The sequence below is a fragment of the Flavobacterium sp. RSP49 genome (assembly GCF_003968735.1).
GTDB lineage: Bacteria > Bacteroidota > Bacteroidia > Flavobacteriales > Flavobacteriaceae > Flavobacterium.
In genome coordinates this window covers 32,952-56,204 of sequence record NZ_RYDN01000006.1, presented here as the reverse complement: position 1 = coordinate 56,204, position 23,253 = coordinate 32,952, and the positions used below count along the sequence as shown (strand labels likewise).

The 23,253-nt window shown below is 35.1% G+C and carries 20 protein-coding genes and 1 tRNA gene; 5 read left to right on the top strand and 16 right to left on the bottom strand.

The features are described from left to right. Positions 1 to 62: 62 nt before the first annotated feature. The 3 genes from EKM02_RS05015 (at position 63) to EKM02_RS05005 (ending at position 3,105) form a co-directional block, all read left to right on the top strand. Positions 63 to 251, top strand: coding sequence for a hypothetical protein (locus EKM02_RS05015; RefSeq protein WP_126452709.1), 189 nt, complete (start codon positions 63 to 65; stop codon positions 249 to 251). A gap of 109 nt (positions 252 to 360) precedes the next feature. Beyond that, positions 361 to 2,385, top strand: a complete 2,025-nt coding sequence (locus EKM02_RS05010; protein WP_234423154.1) for a tetratricopeptide repeat-containing sensor histidine kinase — start codon at positions 361 to 363, stop codon at positions 2,383 to 2,385. A gap of 24 nt (positions 2,386 to 2,409) precedes the next feature. Then, positions 2,410 to 3,105 carry a response regulator gene (locus tag EKM02_RS05005; protein WP_126452707.1) on the top strand — a complete coding sequence of 232 codons (696 nt, stop codon included), beginning with the start codon at positions 2,410 to 2,412 and terminating at the stop codon, positions 3,103 to 3,105. Positions 3,106 to 3,167: 62 nt separating this feature from the next. On the opposite strand, the gene thiL is transcribed toward EKM02_RS05005, so the two are convergent. The 16 genes from thiL to mraZ all read right to left on the bottom strand — a co-directional run bounded on the left by thiL (position 3,168) and on the right by mraZ (position 21,449). Further along, positions 3,168 to 4,214, bottom strand: coding sequence for a thiamine-phosphate kinase (thiL, locus tag EKM02_RS05000; protein WP_126452705.1), 1,047 nt, complete (start codon positions 4,212 to 4,214; stop codon positions 3,168 to 3,170). A gap of 455 nt (positions 4,215 to 4,669) precedes the next feature. After that, positions 4,670 to 4,743 (bottom strand) — tRNA-Arg (locus EKM02_RS04995). A 71-nt stretch (positions 4,744 to 4,814) separates the two neighbouring features. After that, positions 4,815 to 5,264 carry a GatB/YqeY domain-containing protein gene (locus EKM02_RS04990; protein WP_126452703.1) on the bottom strand — a complete coding sequence of 150 codons (450 nt, stop codon included), beginning with the start codon at positions 5,262 to 5,264 and terminating at the stop codon, positions 4,815 to 4,817. Positions 5,265 to 5,529: 265 nt separating this feature from the next. Beyond that, positions 5,530 to 7,473, bottom strand: a complete 1,944-nt coding sequence (gene ftsZ, locus EKM02_RS04985; protein ID WP_126452701.1) for a cell division protein FtsZ — start codon at positions 7,471 to 7,473, stop codon at positions 5,530 to 5,532. Positions 7,474 to 7,524: 51 nt separating this feature from the next. Continuing rightward, positions 7,525 to 8,901 carry a cell division protein FtsA gene (gene ftsA, locus EKM02_RS04980; RefSeq protein ID WP_126452699.1) on the bottom strand — a complete coding sequence of 459 codons (1,377 nt, stop codon included), beginning with the start codon at positions 8,899 to 8,901 and terminating at the stop codon, positions 7,525 to 7,527. Positions 8,902 to 8,907: 6 nt separating this feature from the next. After that, the gene (locus EKM02_RS04975; protein ID WP_126452697.1) at positions 8,908 to 9,630 is read right to left on the bottom strand and encodes a cell division protein FtsQ/DivIB; all 723 of its coding nucleotides are present in this window, start codon (positions 9,628 to 9,630) and stop codon (positions 8,908 to 8,910) included. Further along, the gene (gene murC, locus EKM02_RS04970; protein WP_126452695.1) at positions 9,617 to 10,966 is read right to left on the bottom strand and encodes a UDP-N-acetylmuramate--L-alanine ligase; all 1,350 of its coding nucleotides are present in this window, start codon (positions 10,964 to 10,966) and stop codon (positions 9,617 to 9,619) included. Before murC ends, EKM02_RS04975 begins: the two co-directional genes overlap by 14 nt. 51 nt (positions 10,967 to 11,017) lie before the next feature. Next, positions 11,018 to 12,121 (bottom strand): undecaprenyldiphospho-muramoylpentapeptide beta-N-acetylglucosaminyltransferase, encoded by a 1,104-nt coding sequence (murG, locus tag EKM02_RS04965; RefSeq protein WP_126452693.1) that lies wholly within the window; start codon positions 12,119 to 12,121, stop codon positions 11,018 to 11,020. 41 nt (positions 12,122 to 12,162) lie between these two features. Further along, complete coding sequence (locus EKM02_RS04960) at positions 12,163 to 13,452, bottom strand: FtsW/RodA/SpoVE family cell cycle protein (protein WP_126452691.1); 1,290 nt, start codon at positions 13,450 to 13,452, stop codon at positions 12,163 to 12,165. Between the two features lie 72 nt (positions 13,453 to 13,524). Then, on the bottom strand, positions 13,525 to 14,856 hold the full coding sequence (gene murD / locus EKM02_RS04955) for a UDP-N-acetylmuramoyl-L-alanine--D-glutamate ligase (RefSeq protein ID WP_126452689.1): 1,332 nt from the start codon (positions 14,854 to 14,856) through the stop codon (positions 13,525 to 13,527). A gap of 1 nt (position 14,857) precedes the next feature. Next, positions 14,858 to 16,087 (bottom strand): phospho-N-acetylmuramoyl-pentapeptide-transferase, encoded by a 1,230-nt coding sequence (mraY, locus tag EKM02_RS04950; protein WP_126452687.1) that lies wholly within the window; start codon positions 16,085 to 16,087, stop codon positions 14,858 to 14,860. Positions 16,088 to 16,188: 101 nt separating this feature from the next. Next, entirely contained in the window at positions 16,189 to 17,649 is a 1,461-nt protein-coding gene (locus EKM02_RS04945; RefSeq protein ID WP_126452685.1) for a UDP-N-acetylmuramoyl-L-alanyl-D-glutamate--2,6-diaminopimelate ligase, read from the bottom strand. Beyond that, the gene (locus EKM02_RS04940) at positions 17,646 to 19,649 is read right to left on the bottom strand and encodes a peptidoglycan D,D-transpeptidase FtsI family protein (RefSeq protein ID WP_126452683.1); all 2,004 of its coding nucleotides are present in this window, start codon (positions 19,647 to 19,649) and stop codon (positions 17,646 to 17,648) included. Before EKM02_RS04940 ends, EKM02_RS04945 begins: the two co-directional genes overlap by 4 nt. Further along, positions 19,640 to 19,987, bottom strand: a complete 348-nt coding sequence (locus EKM02_RS04935) for an FtsL-like putative cell division protein (RefSeq protein ID WP_126452681.1) — start codon at positions 19,985 to 19,987, stop codon at positions 19,640 to 19,642. The genes EKM02_RS04940 and EKM02_RS04935 overlap by 10 nt, the downstream gene beginning before the upstream one ends. Positions 19,988 to 20,092: 105 nt before the next feature. Further along, positions 20,093 to 21,001: a 16S rRNA (cytosine(1402)-N(4))-methyltransferase RsmH gene (gene rsmH, locus EKM02_RS04930; RefSeq protein WP_199878459.1), complete on the bottom strand. Its 909-nt coding sequence runs from the start codon at positions 20,999 to 21,001 to the stop codon at positions 20,093 to 20,095. Then, a complete protein-coding gene (gene mraZ, locus EKM02_RS04925) occupies positions 20,976 to 21,449 on the bottom strand; it encodes a division/cell wall cluster transcriptional repressor MraZ (protein WP_126452677.1) in 474 nt (157 codons plus the stop codon). The genes rsmH and mraZ overlap by 26 nt, the downstream gene beginning before the upstream one ends. Before the next feature lie 378 nt (positions 21,450 to 21,827). On the opposite strand from mraZ, the gene EKM02_RS04920 reads away from it, so the two are divergent. Continuing rightward, a complete protein-coding gene (locus tag EKM02_RS04920) occupies positions 21,828 to 22,607 on the top strand; it encodes an alpha/beta fold hydrolase (RefSeq protein ID WP_126452675.1) in 780 nt (259 codons plus the stop codon). A 25-nt stretch (positions 22,608 to 22,632) separates the two neighbouring features. Continuing rightward, on the top strand, positions 22,633 to 23,253 hold the full coding sequence (gene yihA / locus EKM02_RS04915; protein WP_126452673.1) for a ribosome biogenesis GTP-binding protein YihA/YsxC: 621 nt from the start codon (positions 22,633 to 22,635) through the stop codon (positions 23,251 to 23,253).

Below are 23,253 nucleotides of genomic sequence, written 5' to 3'. Positions count from 1 at the left end.
AAATCTCACACCAATGTGGTTCTAAAAAGTAAAATCAAACAACAATATAAAATCTCCAAATTATGAAAAAAGCAATTTTAACAATCGGATTATTTTCTTTAGTACTGGTATTAACTTCATTTACTTCAAATGAAGAAATTACTTCAACAACAAAAAATGATAACAAAGCAGAAGTTTTCAAAATTGAAAACGTACAACTAAATATTGTTGGAAATGGATCAACAAGTCAGGGGAATAAGAAAAATGACTAATAAAAATATTAGTAATTATATTGATTTAAGAAAGCTGTCAAACATTTGGCAGCTTTTTTTATGCCAATAAGTTTATTTTCTTATTTTTGATGGTAAAACAATTTTACTATTGAAACATCCAATCTATACATTACTTTTTTTTATTTCTTTGTTTTTTGGGTGTACTAAAAAAAGTACTCAATCCGAAGCATCAATAGAATCTAAAGACAGTCTCTCTAAGTATTTGTCACTAGCGAATGATTTTGATCTACCATCTGCCCAGCGAGAAAAATACATACAAAAGACCTTTAAAATTATTAGCCCTCAAGAAAATGATTCTTTACATCGTGTAAATCTATTCAAGATTGCTAATCGATATTATAACATACCAAATTGGGAGGAGTATATAAAAACAGTGCAATTAATACTTGAAAAATCTGCAATGACGCAAGATTCTTTTAGTATGGCAAAAGGAAATAATTATTTAGGAGATTATTATGATTCTCAGGGCATCCCGGATAGTGCATTTTTATACTATGACAAAGCACAAAAAATCTATTTTGAGTTAAATGATAACTATAATCTAGCAAAAACTATTATAAATAAAGCAAACCTGCAATTCAATCAGAGTGATTTGTTAGGTGCTGAAAAAGCGTCCTCTAAAGTTTTAAAAATTATAAAGAATAGTAATAAAAGCGATGCATTATATGACGCTTATAATTTATTAGGATTGATTTATAATGAACTAGAGGATTACAAAACTGCAATGGGCTATCACAATAAAGCTTTAGCCAGTATTGATGACGAATTAATGACCTCTTTTTATCAGCCCAAAGCAACTTCATACAATAACATTGGCTACCTCCTCCTTAAAAAACAAGATTTCAAGCAGGCGAAGAGATATTTTCAAAAAGGACTAGATCAAAAAAATGTCTTTAAAGATAAGCCATCATTGTACGCCATGTTATTGAATAATCTAGCGTATTCTAAATTCAAGCTTAACGAAAAGGAAGGGTTGCCAGACTTGTTTTATCGGTCATTAAAAATCAGAGATAGTTTGCAACTAACTCAGGGCGTCATAGCCAGTCAAATAAATTTATCCGAATATTTCAATTCTAAGAATAAAAGTTTAAAAGCAAGTCAGTTTGCCAAACAAGCCCTTGAATTATCTCAAAAAACAAACAATTATCGTAATGTTTTAAATTCGCTGAAGCTATTGTCGATTATAGAGCCACAAAACGCTGCGGTTTATGGAAAGGAATACATGCAAGTCAGCGAGAAATTACAAAAATCAGAACGTAAAATGGGTAATAAATTCACCCGTATTGAATACGAAACAGAGGAAATAAAAAACGAGAATACGGACTTAGTACAACAAAACAGGAATTTAGTTTATATCTTTAGCTGTTTGGCAATGCTTAGTTTGTTTTTCTTTGTGATTAGAACACAAAAAGCAAAAAACAGAGAGTTGTTATTCAAGCAACATCAGCAAATGGCCAATGAAGAGATTTATAATTTAATGATCACACAACAAAACACAATTGAAATAAATAGAATTAAGGAAAAGAAAAGAGTAGCACGCGAATTGCACGACGGCGTTTTAGGCAGGATGTTTGGAGTGCGAATTAACTTGGACAGCTTGAATAAAATTACTGACAAGAATGCTGTGGAAAAAAGAACTAACTATTTAATAGAATTAAAAAATATTGAGCAGGATATTCGAGAAATTTCACATGACTTGAATAGAGAAAAATCAGAATTAATTAATAACTTCGTCGCCATAGTTGATAATTTATTTGAAGACCAAAAAAAGACTTATAAATCAAAATTAATTTCAAGTATTGATCCAGCTATAAAATGGGAGCTGGTGAGTAACTCGCTAAAAATCAATTTATACCGTATTCTGCAGGAAGCACTCCAAAACAGTAATAAATATGCTAATGCTAATACCATTAAAACAGAACTAAGAAAAGAAGAAGATCATTTGATTTTAAAAATTAGTGACAATGGTGTTGGTTTTAATATAAAAACAGCTAAAAAAGGCATTGGTCTGCAAAACATACTTTTTCGAGCCAAAGAATGCGATGGTACCTTTGACATACAATCCTCAAAAAAAGGAGGAACAATTATAACGGTTACCACCCCAATAGAATAAAAACAATCTTACAACTTATACAAAATGGCTAATGATTCCGTTGATACAGTAAAAACAAAGAATGAAATATTAATAGTTGACGACCATCCTTTTATAATAGAAGGATATAAAAATGCAATTACGAGGTATAATCCGAAGGAATTCGAGTTTTTTATAACTAAAGCAAAAGATTGCGAATCAGCCTACCATATTATTACCAATCCAGCTATTGTGCCATTTGACATTGCTTTTTTAGATATTAGTATGCCGCCTTATGAAGAAAAAAATATTTATTCCGGCGAGGATTTGGCAAAATTAATATTAGAATACATGCCAAACTGCAAAATTATATTACTAACCATGTATACCGAATTGTTGAAGATAAAAACCATTATCAAAACAATAAATCCAAGTGGACTGGTTATAAAAAACGATTTAACTTTTGATGAATTGATTTTTGCTTTCGATAAATTTATAAAAAACGAAAAATATTACAGTCAGTCCGTTTTAAAAATGTTGAATCAGGCAGAGGAAAATACAATAGAAATTGATCAATTTGATAAAGATATTTTGTTTCATATATCAAAAGGAACCAAGCTGAATGACATTCCACAATATATTCCAATTTCACTTGGCGCAATTGAGCAACGCAAACTGAATTTAAAAGAATTATTAAAAATAGAACATGGAAGCGATATTGATTTAGTTCGAGAAGCTAAAAATAAAGGATTGCTATTTTAAAGTAAAAAGAACAAAAAACGACACTTAATAGGTGTCGTTTTTTGTTTATTTTAAAGAGATTTCTATACACTCAAAGCATCCCAACCACGAGCTTTCAATGCTATTTTAGTGTTGGCACGAGTCACTAAATGAATGCCTTCGCTTTCTTGTGTCATGTGCCCAATGATTGTAAAGTTTGGATTCCCTTTGATTTTTTCAAAATCGTCCATGGCAATAGTGAAAAGCAATTCATAATCTTCGCCTCCGTTTATGGCAACAGTGGTACTGTCGATATCGAATTCTTCACAAACATTAATAAATGTTGGATCAATTGGTAGTTTGTCTTCGTATAAATTACACCCTACCTTAGACTGTTTGCACAAATGAATAATCTCAGACGATAATCCATCTGAAATATCTATCATTGAAGTTGGTCTTATTTCTAAAGCGTGCAATAGAGTTCGAACATCTTTGCGTGCTTCAGGTTTCAATTGCCGTTCAATTAAATACGTGTACGCATCTAAATCCGGTTGTGAATTTGGATTCACCTGAAACACTTGCTTTTCGCGTTCCAAAACTTGCAACCCCATATAAGCAGCCCCAATATCGCCAGTTACGACTAATAAATCTGTTTGTTTGGCACCATTTCTATACACGATTTCATTTTCATCTGCTTCGCCAATGGCAGTTATACTGATGATTAACCCTTTCTGGGAGGAAGTCGTATCCCCACCGATAACATCTACATTGTATTCATTTGCAGCATGCGTAATTCCTGCAAACAATTCATCCAAAGCTTCTAAAGGAAAACGATTAGAAACTGCTACTGAAACCGTGATTTGCGTGGGTTTAGCATTCATGGCGCAAATATCAGAAACATTGACCACTACCGCTTTGTAGCCCAAATGTTTTAAGGGCATGTATGCCAAATCAAAATGCACACCTTCTATCAATAAATCCGTCGAAACTACTACTCTTTTATCTTTGAAATCCAAAACAGCGGCGTCATCGCCAATTCCTTTTAAAGTTGAAGGCTGATTGATTTTGAAGTTTTTTGTCAAATGGGCAATCAATCCAAATTCGCCTAACTGAGCAATACTTGTGCGTTGTGGGTTTTTATCTTCGATCATTATTTAAATTATTTTTGAGGTAGCAAATATACAAAGAAATATTCGCCTTGATTTGTTCCAATTTTCATTAATTTCATTCGAACTTTCAAATACTTAAATCGGACAAAATGAAATTATTTGATATCGTTACCCGTTGGGCATAATTGAAAATTTACTTATGATGTAAAAATAAAGGTTTGCACCTATCTGTGACGCGTGTACAAGTAAAATAATTAATAAAAATGAATCAATACGCTCACGCGCTCAAGGAAACCCTTAACGTATAAAAAAACGGTAGTTGTTCAAGCTACCGTTTTACGTTGTTCAAACGTTGGTTTAAAATTTGAAATCATCAAACAGTTACGAATGTATTAAATTTTCAGTGTTTTTAATATGGTTTGGCAATGGTTTGGCACTTTCAAAAAAACAAAAAAAAACCCAACTACCAAAAAGCAAGGTAATTGAGTTTATTAAAGTGACCACGGCAGGGTTCGAACCTGCAACCCTCAGAGTCGAAATCTGATATTCTATCCAGTTGAACTACGCAGTCAATATTATATCAGATTATTCAGCAACAGTTTTATATCCTATATATAAAACTGTTACTCTTAAATCATAAATCTATGTCAATAATTTTTTAACTATAGTAGAGATCGTTTTCCCCTCAGCAGTTCCACCTAATTGTGCTGCGGCCAATCCCATTACTTTTCCCATTGCTGCAATACCTGCGGCACCAGTTTCGGCAATGATTTTTGCTACTACAGCTTCTACTTCTGCTTCGCTTAATTGTGCTGGCAAGAATTTTTCTATTACTACTATTTGTGCTAATTCTGGTTCAGCCAAATCCAAACGATTTTGTTCTGTAAAAATTTTAGCGCTATCCTTACGGGTTTTTACTAATTTTTGAAGCAATTTTATTTCATCGTCCGCTGAGATTTCTTCTTTTGATCCTGTAGCGGTTTGTGCTAGCAGAATTTCAGATTTAATAGCTCTTAAAGCTTCTAGAGCTACTGTGTCTTTGGCTCTCATGGCGGTTTTAATTTCGTCCATGATGTGTATTGATAAACTCATAATGTTTAGTGTTTATTTATTAATCGATTATTTATCAAATCGATTATTGAAATGCTCATTATAAAACCACTACTTTTTTGAATGTTCAGAGGGTAGTAAAGGCTCCTGCTTTTTTTTTCGGGAATTCAAACAACCGCTTTTTTAATGCCCGACAAATTTAAAAAAATTTACTGGAATTAACAACAAATTGCCTTGTTCAGATTGCACAAAAAAATAACCCGAAATTAAATTAAATTTTCGGGTTACTTAGTTTATTTTGAGTTCATTAATCCACGTTATCGTGTAAGTATGAATTATTCGAACGCAACTGCAAATCATTATTACTATCCGTTCCTACAGAAATTCTAGAATTCGTATTATTAGTTTGGTGGTTTGAGATGTCTATTCCTAATCTTTTGTAAGCCGGTTCTTTTTCATACTCATCAATTTTAGACACATTGTTATGAAACTTATAATTGAATTCTTTTAATTTTTTTCTTCTTTCATCTGCTCTCATTCGCAATGATTCTTCGATGGTCATTTCAGTAGGCGAGATTCCTTGAAAGTCAACTGGGACATGCGCTGCGCTGTCAACTTGTTTCATGGTAATATTTAATTCCTCCGGAATTATAACCTCTGGCGTTTTCGCTACTGGTTTTGCCATGAAATCATTTTCTTGCTCCATATATTCTTCAAGAGAATATTTAATGATTCCGTTATCTGTCAATTCTGTTACCGGAACAAATTGAACGGCTTCATTTACTCTTATATCACGCGTTTCAGGAGTCAATTCAAATAAAACTTTGCTGGCCTCTACTGGAACTACAGGCGTTGTTTTGAAAAGCGGCAGATCAAAGGAGAATGTAGTTTGTTCCTGTCTTTCTGCTGCTTTTGGCTGAACAGTCTTTAGCTCTTTAACCTCGGCGACAGGTGATGTGATTGTAAAATCAATATCTGTTATTGGAGAAACAATTTCAAAAGTCACATCTAAATTTTTGATAAATTCAGATATAACGAATAATTCTTCGTTATTAATGACTGGCACCGTTACCACTGGCTCAGGAGCAACTACCGTATCTTCTAATAAATCAAAAATAACCCTCTCATTTGAATTTGTCGATGGTGATTCCATATTCAAATCAAATGCAGCAACTGTCTTGTTGGTCAGATTATGAACACTTCGCTGTTCGTCCTCAAGTGTATGTATTATTTTTTTGGGTTCTGTATTTACAATTTCGTTTTGTTGCTCGATATCAAATCCTGTGGCAATAATGGTCACAGCAATAGCGTCCCCCAGGGATTCATCTTCACCAACTCCCATGATAATGTTAGCGTTATGGCCTGCTTCCACTTGTATGTGATCATTAATCTCTCCTATTTCGTCAATGGTAATTTCATTAGTTCCAGAAACGATAAGCAACAATACGTTTTTGGCACCTGTAATTTTATTATCATTTAACAAAGGAGAATCTAAAGCGGCAATAATCGCTTCCTTAGCTCTGTTTTCACCTGAAGAAACAGAAGATCCCATAATAGCCGTTCCACTATTAAACAATACTGTTTTCGCGTCTCTTAAATCGATATTCTGGGTGTAGTGATGCGTAATTACTTCGGCGATACCTCTTGAAGCTGTCGCCAAAACTTCATCTGCTTTTGAAAACCCTGCTTTGAAACCAAGATTTCCATATACTTCTCTTAATTTATTATTATTGATAACAATTAAAGAATCGACTTGTTTGCGTAATTTTTCTATACCAATTAAAGCTTGTTCCTGACGCACTTTCCCTTCAAACAAGAAAGGCAAAGTCACAATACCCACAGTAAGAATGTCTCTTTCTTTAGCCAATTGTGCAATTACTGGTGCAGCACCCGTACCAGTACCACCACCCATTCCGGCTGTAATAAATACCATTTTAGTATTGCGATCCAACATTTTTTCAATCTCGGAAATGCTTTCAATAGCTGATTGCTGTCCAACATCCGGGTTTGCTCCTGCACCAAGTCCTTCGGTTAAGTGTACTCCTAGCTGAATTTTATTAGGCACAGAACTACTCTGTAAAGCTTGAGAATCCGTATTACACACGATAAAATCTACGCCTTTGATCCCTTGCTTAAACATGTGATTGATGGCGTTACTTCCGCCTCCACCTACACCAATAACTTTGATTACATTTGATTGGTTTTTTGGTAAATCAAATGAAATACTTCCAAATTCTGAGTTGCTCATCATTTTATTTGGTTTTTGATATTTATTATTAATTCTTGTGAATGTTTTTACTATCTATTCTGCATTATCCAGAAAATCTTTAATCTTATCAACATAACGATCAAAGAAATTTTTCTGTATTCTGTTTACGGTAGAATTATGTTTTTCTTTCAAATTCTCAACTTCTTCCTCTTTTTCAGGCATTTCATAAACTAAATTTTCAGCTACGGCCGCCCTGTAAGCCGATGTTCTAGGCTGTTCTACAGCATCTTTTCGAACTGCACTCTGTGATTTATTCTCAATACTTTTCATTACTAACCCAACAGCTGTTGCGTACAAAGGACTTGAAATCTCCTCGTCAGAATTCCCTGCCAGATGTTCGTTTGGATATCCAATTCTGGTATCCATCCCAGTAATGTATTCTACTAACTGCTTGATATGTTTCAATTGGGCACCACCGCCAGTTAGCACTATCCCTGCAATTAACTTTTTGCGAGGATCTTCATGACCGTATGCTTTTACCTCCGTAAATACTTGATCTACAATCTCAACAACACGCGCATGAATTATTTTGGAAAGATTCTTTAATGAAATTTCTTTTGGTTCTCTACCTCTTAATCCCGGAATGGAAACAATTTCGTTGTCTCTATTTTCTCCTGGCCAAGCAGAACCAAATTTAACTTTCAACAATTCAGCTTGTTTTTCAATGATCGAGCATCCTTCTTTGATATCATCCGTAATGACATTACCACCAAAAGGAATTACCGCTGTGTGGCGAATAATACCATCTTTAAAAATAGCCAAATCTGTTGTTCCTCCACCAATATCGATCAGTGCAACGCCAGCTTCTTTTTCTTCCTGACTCAAAACGGCATCTGCTGAAGCCAATGGTTCTAATGTTAAACCTGACAATTCAATTCCAGAACTTTGAATGCATCTACCCACATTACGTATAGAAGAAGCTTGACCCACTACAACATGAAAACTAGACTCTAATCGTCCGCCATACATTCCTATAGGCTCTTTGATTTCGGATTGTCCGTCAATTTTAAATTCTTGCGGCAAAACATGTATGATTTCTTCCCCAGGCAACATGGCCAATTTATTTACTTGATCAATCAAAAGCTGAATGTCATTCCCTCCAATTACTTCTTCGGGATTGCTTCTGCTGATATAATCAGTATGCTGAATACTGCGGATGTGTTGTCCCGCGATTCCTACCACTACATCTTTTATTTTATAACCTGAATTATTTTCGGCTTCTTGAATTGCTTGCTGTATTGACTGTATGGTTTGTGTAATATTATTTACCACGCCTCTTGCTACACCTAAACTTTTAGATTTTCCTACACCTAAAATTTCTAGTTTGCCATATTCATTCTTCTTGCCTATCATGGCAACTATTTTAGTTGTCCCAATATCTAGACCTACTGCAATATTCTCTTTTTCCATTATCTATTATTTAGTGCAAACTACTTGTTCCGTAAATCGGAGGTCAATTTTCTTATATTTATACAACGAACTGTCTAAAACCGCTTTTTGAAAAAAAGCTTTATAATTTTTAAATTTATGCGCTACATGTATCAATTTACCAAAATCTATTTGATAGTCGAAATTTCTGTTTGACATTTTTAAGCTTCCATTTGGCATAATTTGGACACCAATGATGTTTTTTTTCAAAAAATCATCTTCATAAATCATGCGCAGTAAACTAGTTAAATCTTCGTTGTTGTTTTTATTTATTCTCCCTGAAACAAGCGGAACTCTTGCTGTAAAATTAGTTGACAAGGGCATTCTATTCCCTTCGTAATCAATGTAAAAAGAACCTGCCTCACCAAAAACTCTAGCAATGGGATTTTTTTGTTTGACCACCGCTTTTAACACCCCGTCAATGGTTACAAATACGTGTGATTTTTCAATCATCGCATGTGCATCGAGAGTGGCTTCCAACGTATTCAAATCTAAATTAACTTTTTGAATGCTTGATGCCTCTTTTTTATTTTCTATTAACAATTTATTAACCGTTTCTTCCCGTACAAAAGGATCGTTATCCCCTACAAAAATAACAACAGATTTAGTCAATTTTCTGTTTTTATTTCGATCTGATGTAAACGAAAAAAGAAAAATCACTACCACAACCATGAGCAGTAATCTAATATTAGTCCAATTAAATACTTTCATGTATCGCTTTTTTTATGATTGGTACTAATTCTCCAATATCTCCTGCTCCAATTGTTACTATTACAGTAGCATTGCTTGCTAAAATTGTTGGAATTAAATCCTCTTTAGAAACTATTTTTTTATGGTTATTAGTCATTTTACTCATCAACCATTGTGCGTTAACACCCTCCATTGGCAATTCACGAGCCGGATAAATATCTAATAAAACAACCTCATCAAAGGCGGATAAACTTTTAGCAAAATCATCCACAAAATCTCTGGTTCTACTAAACAAATGAGGTTGAAAAACAGCCAATACTTTTTGATTTGGATACAATTCGCTGACTGCTTGATGCACGGCATTTATCTCTGTAGGATGATGCGCATAATCATCTATATATACTTTTCTATCTGTTTTTATTTGGTACGAAAATCTTCTTTTTATCCCTTTAAATGATGCAATGCCTTTTACAATGGCATCGGTTGGGGTGCCGAATAAGTTAGCCATTGCAATAGCCATTAATGCATTCATTAAATTATGTCTTCCTGGTAAACCAAAATGTAAATCTCTAATTATTTCGGTAGGCGTTTGCACATCAAAAACGTAACTGCCGTTTCCTACTCTAACATTAAATGCCTTGTAAACAGCCGCTTCGTTTACTGCACAAGTGATGCCTTCTAATGGCAATTCTTTTGTTATGAAAAGATTGTTTTTATCTTCTATTTTAGAAGCAAATTCAATGAAAGAAGCTTCTATTGCTTCACTGGTTCCATAAATATCTAAATGATCCGCATCCATTGAGGTAATACATGCAATATTAGGATGCAAATGCAAAAAGGAACGGTCAAATTCATCCGCTTCAACTACAGTCACGGTTGAACCGCTTCCTATTAAATTTGAATTATAATTTTCGACTATTCCACCAATAAACGCGGTAACATCAGCACCACTTTCGTACAAAAGATGGCCTAAAATCCCTGATGTAGTTGTTTTACCATGTGTTCCGGCAACCGCAAAACAAAAGGTGTCTTTTGTAATTAACCCTAAAACTTCGGCTCTTTTTTTGATTTGGTAATTTCTTTCTACAAAAAAATTCCACTCTGAATGCGTCTTAGGAACAGCCGGAGTAATAATTACGAGTGTATTGTCTAGATAAAAATCTTTTGGAATCAAATCAATACTGTCTTCGAAATGAATTGAAATTCCACTTTCAATTAACTCCGTAGTAAGAATAGAAGGCGTTTTATCATAACCCGAAACTTGCTTTCCCAAATTGCGAAAATAACGTGCCAAGTTACTCATTCCGATTCCTCCAATCCCTATAAAATAGACGTTATGTATTTGATTTAAGTTCATTTTTTTATGTCTTAAAGTCTTAAAGCCTTAAAGTTTTAAAGTCATTTGACTTTATGCCTTTCGGATTTGGACTAATTTAATTATTTCATCTACAATTTGTTTTGTTGCTTCTGGCAGAGCCAACTGTTTTATGTTTTCACTAAGTTCTTTCTGTTTTTCCGGATCATTGACCAAGGACTCAAAAACAACACTAAATTGTGTGTCCAGTTGATTTTCTTTAAGCAGAATTGCTCCATTTTTATCTACTACAGCTTGCGCATTTTTAGTTTGATGATCCTCTGCAACATTAGGCGAAGGGATAAAAATCACCGGTTTACCAACAATGCATAATTCCGAAACAGAAGATGCTCCTGCCCGGGAAATCACAAAATCTGCTGCTGCATATACTAAATCCATCCGGTCAATAAAAGAATGAATTTGTATGTTTTCATTTTCTTGACAATATTTATACTCCTCAAAATACAATTTCCCACATTGCCAGATCACTTGTACATTATGGACTGAAAAAGTTGAAATTTCTTTAGCAATCAGCTGATTTATCCTTCTTGCTCCAAGACTTCCTCCTAATACCAAAAGCGTTTTTTTATTGGGATCTAAATCAAAATAGCGAACTGCTTCCGCTCTTTTACTCTCTATATCAATTAAATCCTGACGCACTGGATTTCCAGTCAAAATCATTTTTTCTTTCGGAAAAAATCGCTGTAAATTCTCGTAAGCCACACAAATCTTGTTGGCTCTTTTGCTTAACAATTTATTGGTAATTCCTGGAAAGGAATTTTGTTCCTGAATCAGTGTTGGAATTCCGCAAAGCGCTGCTATCTGTAACAACGGTCCACTGGCAAAACCACCTGTTCCTATTACTACATCTGGTTTAAATTGTTTGATTATAGTACGTGATTTCAATAAACTACTAATCAGTTTTATTGGAAAAAGAGTGTTAACAAAGGTGAATCGTCTTTGTAATCCTGCAATCCATAACCCTATTATTTTGTAGCCTGCCTGAGGTACTTTTTGCATTTCCATTTTATCTTTGGCCCCTACAAAAAGGAAATCAGCGTCCGGAAAACGAGTTTTCAATTCATTAGCAATAGCAATTGCCGGATAGATATGCCCACCCGTTCCACCTCCACTTAATATGAATTTATACTGTTTCATTTTCAATCAATTACTGCGTTATTGTGTTTTTATAAAACAACTTATTTATTTAAAACTGCCTGCAATGGATTTTTCGCTTTATCTTCAATAGAATAGGATTCCTCAACCACTGTTTCTTCTTCTAGTTCCCTATCGATTAATTTCTGAAGTGCTTCTTCCCTTTTGGCTGCTTCTTTCAATTCTTGTACGATCTCTTCTTCTTTTTTGGTCACACTAATAATGATTCCAAGGGCAAAACACGTCATCCAGATAGAACTTCCTCCGCTGCTAATCAAGGGTAATGTTTGTCCAGTGACCGGTAATAATTCTACAGCAACAGCCATGTTGACCATGGCCTGGAATATCATTGGAAAACCCAAACCTATGACGACTAATTTCCCAAAGAGCGTGGTGGCTTTGTGTGAGGCAATAACAAATCGGAACAACAACAATAAGTATAGTGTAAGCACGCCTAAACCTCCAATGAGCCCATATTCTTCTACAATAATTGCAAAAATAAAATCAGAGGAAGATTGTGGCAAAAAGTTCTTTTGAATGCTTTTCCCCGGACCTAATCCGTATATTTTTCCGGATGCAATTGCGATTTTCGCTTTTTCAATTTGGTAATCGTCTTCCTCTGGTTTATCTGTGGTAAAACTTTCAATTCTGTTTCCCCAAGTTCCTACCCTACTAAAAAATTTCGAATCAGGGAACGCTTTTGAAAGCAGAATAAAAAAGGCCAGAAATATAATTCCTGAACCCAGAATGACTGCAATGTATTTGATAGGATATTTTCCAATAAAAACCAACATCAATACCATCGAAAAAATCAATGCCGTTGTTGAGAAATTAGCTGGCAAAATAAACATTAAGGTAATGAATACCGGCGTCCAAAGCTCCCAAATAGAAGACTTAAAAGTAATAGGGACTTCTCTGGTTTTAGACAAGTACCGCGCTACAAAAATAAACAACACTATTGAGGCCAATGTTGACGTTTGGAACGTTACCCCAATAAACGGAACCTGAATCCATCGACTGGCATTAGCTCCGGCAATAACTGTTCCTTTGATCAAGGTATAGGCTAATAAAACCCAAACAACGGGCAATCCTACTTTAGAAATAGCCCGAAAATAATGATATGGCACTTTATGAACCCAGTAAATAATTAAAAAACCAATACAAATATGAGCCAAATGTTTGACTAAATAGCCCAATGTATTTCCGGTTCCCCGACCAACATAGGCCAAGTTACTACTCGCACTAAAAACAGGCATAAAGGAAAACAAAGCCAATAAAGCCACGAATGACCAAATTACCTTATCTCCTTTCAAATTGTTAATTAGTTGCTTCATTTTTGGTTTTGGCTTTTTTTGGTTTTGGATTTTGGCGCTAAAACCTAGCACCTAGAACCTAAAACCTTTTTTCTATAAATTTTTAACCGCTTGTTTAAACTGATTTCCTCTGTCCTCATAATTTTCAAATAAATCAAAACTGGCACATGCCGGGGACAATAACACTACGTCTCCTTTTTCTGTTAATCGTTGCGCCATTCTCACAGCATCATCCATACTAGACACCTCGATCATAATATCGACCACATTACCAAAAACATCAATTACCTTTTTATTATCTACACCAAGACAGATAATCGCTTTAACTTTTTCACGCACTAAAGACATCAATTCATTATAATCATTTCCTTTATCTACCCCGCCCACAATCCATACTGTAGGTGCGTTCATGCTATCTAATGCAAAAAAAGTCGCGTTAACATTGGTTGCTTTAGAATCGTTAATGTATTGCACGTTTTGGATTTTCAAAACTTTCTCCAGACGATGCTCTACGCCTTGAAAATTAGAAAGACTCTCCCGAATTGTAGCTTTTCTTATTTGCATTAATTTTGCCACAGAAGTTGCTGCCATTGCGTTTTTCATGTTATGTTTCCCTTCTAAAGCAATGTATTCAGTGTCCATTGTATACTCTTCCTGATTAATCTTTATCTCCATTTTGTTGTTTTGTATATAAGCTCCTTCGTTGAATGTTTTAGTCAATGAAAAAGGAATTAATTTCGCCTTTGTTGTGTGTGTTTTGAACCATTCACTGATGGCTTCGTCATCCGCATCGTAAATGAGGTAATCCTCCTGAGTCTGATTCATTGTAATCCTGAATTTTGCGTCAATATAATTTTCATATTTATAATTATATCGATCCAGATGATCCGGGCTTATATTGGTAATTATGGCAATATGCGGTTTGAAATTTTCAATCCCGTCCAGCTGAAAACTACTCAATTCAAGCACATACAAATCATATTTATTATCAGCAACTTGCCAGGCAAAACTCTTTCCTATATTGCCCCCCAATCCTACATTTAGCCCTGCTGCTTTTAACAAATGATGCGTCAGCATTGTAGTGGTGGTCTTTCCGTTACTCCCAGTTATCCCTATAATGGTAGCCTCAGTGTAAGGAGCAGCAAACTCAATTTCAGAAATTACCGAGATTCCTTTCTCCTTTAATTTTTTTACAATTGGAGAATTATCCGAAATTCCGGGACTTTTCATCACCACATCAGCATTCAAAATCAATTCTTCCGTGTGCACCTGCTCTTCCCAAGCAATTTCATTAATAAGAAGAACCTCTTTGTAATTCTCTTTTATCTTTCCAAAATCAGACACAAAAACATCATATCCTTTTTTCTTACCCAGAATAGCAGTGCCAACACCGCTTTCGCCTCCACCTAAAACTACTAGCCTCATGTTATCTTAATTTTAAAGTAACGATTGACAAAATGGCCAGCATGATGGCAACAATCCAAAACCGGGTCACAATTTTACTTTCGTGATAGCCCTTTTTCTGATAATGGTGATGCAAAGGCGACATTAAAAATATTCTTCGGCCTTCGCCAAAGCGTTTCTTGGTATACTTGAAATAACCGACCTGAAGAACCACAGATAAATTTTCGACAAGAAAAATACCGCACAATAAAGGAATCAGCATTTCTTTTCGCACTGCAATTGCCAGAACTGCAATAATTCCGCCTATTGTTAAACTTCCTGTATCACCCATAAAAACAGATGCCGGATACGAATTGTACCAAAGAAACCCGATTAAGGATCCAACAAAAGCCGCAATAAAGACTGTCATTTCCCCTGAACTAGGTATATACATGATGTTCAAATAATTAGAGAAAATAATATTTCCCGAAACAAACGTAAATATTCCCAGTGCCAATACTGAAATTGCGGATGTTCCTGCTGCCAAACCATCTATTCCATCAGTCAAATTAGCTCCATTAGAAACAGCGGTGATAATAAAAATAACAACCGGAATAAAAATCAACCAAGCCCATTTTTCATATCCTTCCCCAGTCCATGCTAATAGTTCTGCATAATCAAATTCATTGTTTTTAAAAAAAGGAATCGTTGTTGCAGTTGATTTTTCTTCAAGTGGCGTTTTGATACCAACATTTTCAGTAGAAGCCTTGAAAAAATTGGCATTACCAATATCCGTTCTCACTGTAACCCCGGCATGAAAATACAAGACGGTTCCCACAATGAGACCTAAACCTACTTGACCAACAACCTTAAATATTCCTTTTAATCCTTGTTTGTCTCTTTTGAAAATTTTAATATAATCATCTATAAAACCAATAGTCCCCATCCAAAGCGTAGTAACAATCAATAATACAATGTATATATTATGCAATTTTGCAAATAATAATACCGGTACCAGCGTAGCAAAAATAATGATTAATCCACCCATGGTCGGCGTCCCCGCTTTTTCGTTCTGACCAGCTAAACCCAGCTCGCGTACGGTTTCACCTACTTGCTGTCTTTGCAAAAAGCGGATTATAATTTTTCCGTAAATTGTTGATAACAACAACGATAGCATCAATGCTAGTGCAGATCTAAAAGTGATGTACTGAAAAACACCAGTTCCCGGAACATCAAGTGTTTTGTCTAAATATTCAAATAAATAGTATAGCATATCTCTTTGTTTATTTGGTTTATCTTTTTTTGGTTATTTGGTTAATCGGTTATTTGGATATTCCCATAGACAAATAAACAGTTACTCCGGTTAAACTTTTATTACCCCAGTTGGCCTAGTATTTCTTTAACTATTTCCATGTCATCAAAATCAAGACGAATTCCATTTATTTCCTGATACGTCTCATGCCCTTTTCCAGCAATTAAAATAATATCGTTGGGCTGTGCCAATTGACATGCGGTTTTTATGGCTTGCTTTCTATCACTAATTGACAGCACTTTTTTATAGTTTTGAGCGGTGACACCGTGTTCCATTTCGGTGATAATCACTTCCGGATTTTCATTTCTTGGATTATCCGAAGTGAAAATTGCTTTATCACTCCATTCAGCGGCAATTCCGGCCATAATAGGGCGCTTGCTTTTGTCTCTATTACCACCGCACCCCACAACGGTGATCAACTGTTCGTTTTTGGTGCGAATATCATTGATGGTTTTTAGTACGTTTTCTAAAGCATCCGGCGTATGAGCATAATCTACAATAGCCGTAATATTTGAAGCAGAAACAATAAATTGAAAACGTCCCGAAACACTTTCTAAATCCGACAATAAACGAAGTACTTCCAGACTTTCCATTCCTAATTCGACTGCTGCTCCATAAATAGCTACTAAATTATACGCATTAAATGTTCCTATCAGTTTAACGCAAACTTCATTTCCGTTTATTTTCAACAACAAACCGGACAATTGATTTTCCAAGATTTGCGCTTTATAATCCGCATACGATTTTAAGGCATAACTGCATTTTTTGGCTGCTGTATTTTGTAACATTACTTGCCCATTTTTATCATCAATATTAGATAATGCGAAGGCAGTTTTAGGCAAATTATCAAAGAAGGCCTTCTTTACATCTCTGTATTCTGCAAACGTTGGATGATAATCCAAATGATCGTGAGACAAATTAGTAAAAATACCTCCTACAAAATGTAAGGCTTCGGTTCTTTTTTGGTGAATCCCATGAGAACTGACTTCCATAAAACAATAGTCGACTCCGTTTTTCACCATTTCATTCAAATAGTAATTTATAGTAATCGAATCCGGAGTCGTGTGTGTGGCTTTATATTCAATATCATCAACTAAAATTTTAACTGTCGAGAGTAATCCCACTTTAAGCCCTGCCTTTTTAAATAATTGATACAACAAAGAAGCAATGGTAGTTTTCCCGTTTGTTCCTGTAATTCCAATCAATTTCAGGTTCTTAGAAGAATCCCCAAAATAATTAGAGGCCATAAATGCCAAGGCTGAATTCGTGTCTTTTACCTGAACGTACGTAATTCCTTTTTCAATAATTTCCGGAAATGTGTCGCAAATCACAGCGACTGCTCCTAATTCAATTGCTTTTCCTATAAAATCATGACCGTTTGATATTGACCCACGAATTGCTACAAAAACATCGTTAGACCCAATTTTTCTAGAATCGAAATCTATTTTGTTTACAGCAATATCCGTCGAACCTATTTCGCCTTCAATGGCTACCTTGTATAATATATCTTTTAGTATACTCATGATAATTCCAATAGTATCGTTGTGTTTTTTAGAATATTTTGTCCCGCTTCAAGCGACTGTTTTTTCACTTTTCCAACTCCTACGACCTTTACTTTGACTCCCAAATTTCCTAATAAAGCAACAGCGTCCATACCTGGCATTCCTTTTACATTGGGTATAAACTGTTGTTTGTTCTGAGATTTCACAAAATAAGAATCATAATTATTTTCTTGTTTTGGTATCTTTCTATCTAAATTTTTAATTTCATTTGTCGAAGGTGCATCGGTAAATATTTTTTGTGCGATTCTCTTAAAAACGGGCCCAGCCACATCCGCACCGTAATAATTATTTAGCGCTGTACTTGGTTTATGCACCACAACTATACAAGAATACATTGGTTTGTCTGCCGGGAAGTAACCCACAAAAGACGACGCATAATATTTTCCAGCTCCTCCAGCCTTTCCGTAATTCACCGCCGCTGTTCCTGTTTTTCCTGCCATCGAAAAATCTTTTGAATATAATTTAGAAGCCGTTCCTTTTTTGACAACATTTGCCAGAACTGCCTGCAATTTCAATATCGTTTCTTGAGAACAAATTCTTGGATTCAAAACTTCTTTCTCATATTTTTTGATTGTTTTATTCCATTCTTTAATTTCAGAAACAAATTGAGGCTTTACCATTTCCCCATCATTGGCAACCGCATTATAAAATGCCAGTGTCTGCATGGGAGTTATGTGGACTCCATATCCAAAAGCCATCCAAGGAAGCGAAATGTTTGACCAGTTTTTATCGCCTGGCTGAGGGATATAAGGCACGCCCTCCCCTTTGATGGAGAGTCCTAAAGTTTTGTTTAATCCAAAATCATTAAGATGATTGACAAATTGCGACGGGTTATTTTTGTACGCTTCATACACCGCCTGAACCATGATGGTATTAGACGAAAGTTCAAAACCTCTTGCTAAAGAAATTTTTCCATAACCGCCTTTGTGGGAATCACGCACTTTTTTACCTGAATATACAACGACGCCTCCTTTGCTATCATAAACAGAACTGGTATCCGCTTTTTTATCTTCCAGAAGTGCCATCAAATCCGCTAATTTATAGGTAGAACCCGGTTCATGAGACTCCGCTACTGCGTAATTAGTGGTTTCGTAGTACGTTCCGTCTTTTGCTCGTCCTAAATTAGAAATTGCTTTCACATGACCCGTTTTAGTTTCCATAACCACTACAGAACCATGATCTGCCTGATACAATTCCAACTGTTTAAGCAAAGCATGATGTGCGATATCCTGAATATAAACATCAATTGTTGATATCACATCATAGCCATCCTGAGGGTCTACTTCATTAACATCGCGTATGGGCTTCCACTGTCCCTTGGCTATTTTCTGTTTTAATATTTTACCGTCTTTACCATTTAAATAATTCCTAAAAGCCCATTCAATTCCTTTTCCATCCAGCGATTGCCCGTTTGATGTTCGCTCATACCCTACAGTACGTTCTGCAATTTTTCCAATAGGATGCTCTCTTATGGTTTCCTGTTCTACAATAATTCCTCCTTTATAAGCACCAAGATTAAATAAAGGAAACCCTTTGATTCTAACATATTCTGTATAACTTAAATCTCGGGCCACTAAATAATATCTGTTTTTATTGCCCCGGGCTTTTCTTAATTCATTTTCAAAATAATTTGCTGATTTCCCTAACAATAGAGCCAAAGAGTCTGATAATGGTTTCACATTCTTCTCAAATAATTCTGTTTTTGAAGCAAGTGCATCAAAGCGTATTTCATAATTTGGAATTGATGTAGCCAAAAGACTTCCATCAGCAGAATAAATATTCCCCTTATTGGCCGGAATAATAAAATTTTTAACGGTTCTTTGTTTGGCTAATTTTCTATAATAATCACCCTCTACCCATTGAATATTTGTTAATTTTACGGCTATCGCGATCGCCATCAGGAAAATTCCAAATGCGACCAGATAAATTCTGTAGGATATGTATTTATCTTCTACTGCCATAATTTTTTAAAGAAGCTTTTATCTTCCTCTTTTTTAACTTTTATTTTAATTGGCGGAACTGTTGAAGGAAAGATTTCTTTTTCTATCATTTTTTCAGAAACCGTTGATTCCATTTTTAATTTCATTAACTCAGACCGCCGATCTACAAATTCGGAACGCAACTCTTTAACCCGTCCGGTGAGCTCCGTAATTTTAAATACTTTTTGCTCAAATCGCTGAGTATTTGCAATCATAACAATAGCTAACAAAAGGATAAAAACAATGAACCGCCAGTTTTTGACAGCATCATCATCAATAAGAAACTTCGCTTTCAATATGCTATACACTCCGTTTTTCATTTGTTCTCTCCCCGACCCTCTCCAAAGGAGAGGGAACCGAGATATTAAAAGTTACTATTTATTTTTCCTCTTTGGCTCCTCCCTTTTGGCGAGGCCGGGTGGGGATTATATTTTTTCGGCAATTCTTAATTTTGCGCTTCGCGCTCTGTTATTTGCTTTTATTTCTTCGGCATTCGGAACTGTTAGTTTACCAATGGTTTTAAAAGGAACAGAAAAATTACCAAAAAAATCTCTTTCCGGCTCTCCTTCAAACATCCCGTTTTTGATAAATCTTTTTACCAATCTGTCTTCTAAGGAATGATAAGATATTACACTTAATCTGCCTACTGGATTTAATATTTCCAGAGATTGCTCCAAAAACTCTTTCAAAACATCCATTTCCTGATTTACCTCAATTCGAATGGCCTGATATATTTGGGCTAATATTTTATTTCGAACTCTTTCCGGTAAATATCGCGCCAAAATGGCTTTCAACTCATCTGTTGTTTTGATTGGTTGCAACTCTCTCGCCTCAACAATTGTTCTTGCCAAAACTGGAGCATTTTTCAATTCGCCATAATCTAAAAACACTCTTTTTAGATTTGCTTCATCATATTCATTAACCACCCGATGAGCATTCAAATCATTTTTTTTACTCATTCGCATATCCAGATCGGCATCAAAACGCGTCGAAAAACCTCTTTCCGGAACATCAAACTGATGCGATGAAACACCTAAATCTGCTAAGATACCATCCACACTTTTCACCCCGTAAAAACGCAAAAACCTCTTTATAAAACGAAAATTCTCGTTAATCAGTGCGAATCTTTCGTCCGGCAAAGCATTTGCTAACGCATCTTCGTCCTGATCAAAAGCAAACAACTTTCCTTCCGGCCCCAGTCTTTTCAAAATTTCTTTTGAGTGACCGCCACCCCCAAAAGTGACATCAACATAAATGCCATCTGGCTTAATATTTAAACCATCTACTGATGCCTGAAGCAAAACCGGATTATGATATTCCATTGTCGTCGTCATTTATATTTCCCATTACTTCCTCTGCTAAATCTGCAAAATCAACGTCTTCGCCATTTATTGATTTTTCATACCATTCTTTATCCCAAATCTCCAGAATGTTTACCGCTGAAGAAAACACAACGTCTTTTGTAATACTGGCAAAAACCACTAAATCTTTAGGCACTAATAACCGTCCTAACGCATCGATCTCAACCACTTTTACACCTGCAGTAAACCTGCGGATGAAGTCATTATTTTTCTTTACAAACCGATTGAGTTTATTGATTTTTTGCATCATTACATTCCACTCCTCCATGGGATATAATTCCAGACAGGGCTGAAAAACGGAACGCTTCAAAACAAATCCGTTTTGAAGTGAAGGCGCCAATTGCTTTTTCAAAGGCGCTGGCAACAGCACCCTTCCTTTAGCATCAACTTTACATTCATATGTTCCAATAATTGTATCCAAGAAAAAGTATTAAATGATGTTAAGCAAAAATATAAAAAATATTACCACTATATACCACTATATCCCACTTTGTTAATAAGTTTAACCACTTTCAAACAAAAAACCTTACTTTTTGGACAATCAGGCCATTAACCCATTCTGCTTAATTTGTAAGAAAGAGATCGTTATAGAAAAAAGACTCCCAAAACCAATGACATTTGATTTTTTTAATGTAAAAATAAAAGGCATTTACATAGAAATTTGTTGCTAAATTCTAAAAAAAAATAACTGAATTTCACCCAAAGCAGGATAATTTTACAATTAAAAATTGTTCTAAAAATCCATTTTTATTTATTAAATCCTATATTTGTCAAAATTGAAAATCCGTATTTACAAAAAATGGAAAAACACTATAAAAAAGAAGGCAGATACAGCTATTATGAAGCTGGTGAAGGAACTCCAATCGTAATCTTACACGGACTTATGGGGGGACTAAGCAACTTTGATGCCGTTGCGAGCTACTTTTCTACAAGAGGATATAAAATAATTATTCCAGATTTACCGATATATACTCAAAATATTTTAAAAACTAACGTAAAAAGTTTTGCGAAATATGTTAAGGATTTCATCACATTTAAAGGATTAGATCGTGTTATCCTTTTAGGAAATTCACTTGGCGGCCATATTGCATTGTATCACACTAAAATGTATCCTGAAAAAGTGGCTGGTCTTGTAATAACTGGAAGTTCAGGTCTTTACGAAAGCGCTATGGGAGATAGCTACCCAAAAAGGGGGGACTATGAATACATTAAGAAAAAAGCAGAAGATGTATTTTTTGATCCAAAAGTTGCGACTAAAGATCTTATAGACGAAGTGTACGAGTCTGTTAACGACCGCATGAAATTGATCAAAACACTGACTATTGCAAAAAGTGCCATTCGCCATAATATGGCAAAAGATTTACCTAAAATGCATGTTCAAACCTGTCTTATTTGGGGAAAAAATGACAAAGTCACCCCTCCAGATGTAGCAGAAGAGTTCAATAAATTATTACCTAATTCTACTTTATATTGGATCAATAACTGTGGTCATGCAGCTATGATGGAACATCCAGAGGAATTCAATCGCTTACTTGAGGAGTGGCTTACAAGCACTCATTTATCCGTACACAAATCGTAAAAGGAGAATTTTATACCTAGCAAAAATGAAAATTAATACCGCCGAATTTGTTATTAGCAACTCTGATGTGACAAAATGTCCAAAAGACTTTTTACCGGAATATGCTTTTATAGGCCGATCAAATGTAGGAAAATCCTCTTTGATCAATATGCTGACCAACCAAAAAAAATTAGCTAAAACATCCGGTAGACCAGGAAAAACCCAATTGATCAATCATTTTTTAATTAACAACAATTGGTTTCTTGTCGATCTGCCCGGTTATGGTTATGCAAAAGTTTCTAAAAAAACAAAATCTATTTTTCAAGAATTTATCACTGATTATTTTGAGACCAGAGAACAACTTGTTTGTGCTTTTGTTTTGATTGATATTCGCCACGAAGCGCAAACTATTGACATTGAATTCATGTCGTATATGGGGGAAAGCGAAATTCCTTTTTGTATTGTTTTCACGAAAGCAGACAAAATCAGCAAGGTAAAAATAGACTCTCACGTAGCCGCTTATAAAAAGAAAATGTTTGCAAATAACTGGGCCGAAATGCCCCATTACTTTGTCACATCAGCGACTGAATCTACCGGAAAAGAGGACGTATTGAATTACATAGAAGAAGTAAATCAGGAAGTTTTTAAAAACAACAGCCAATTTTAG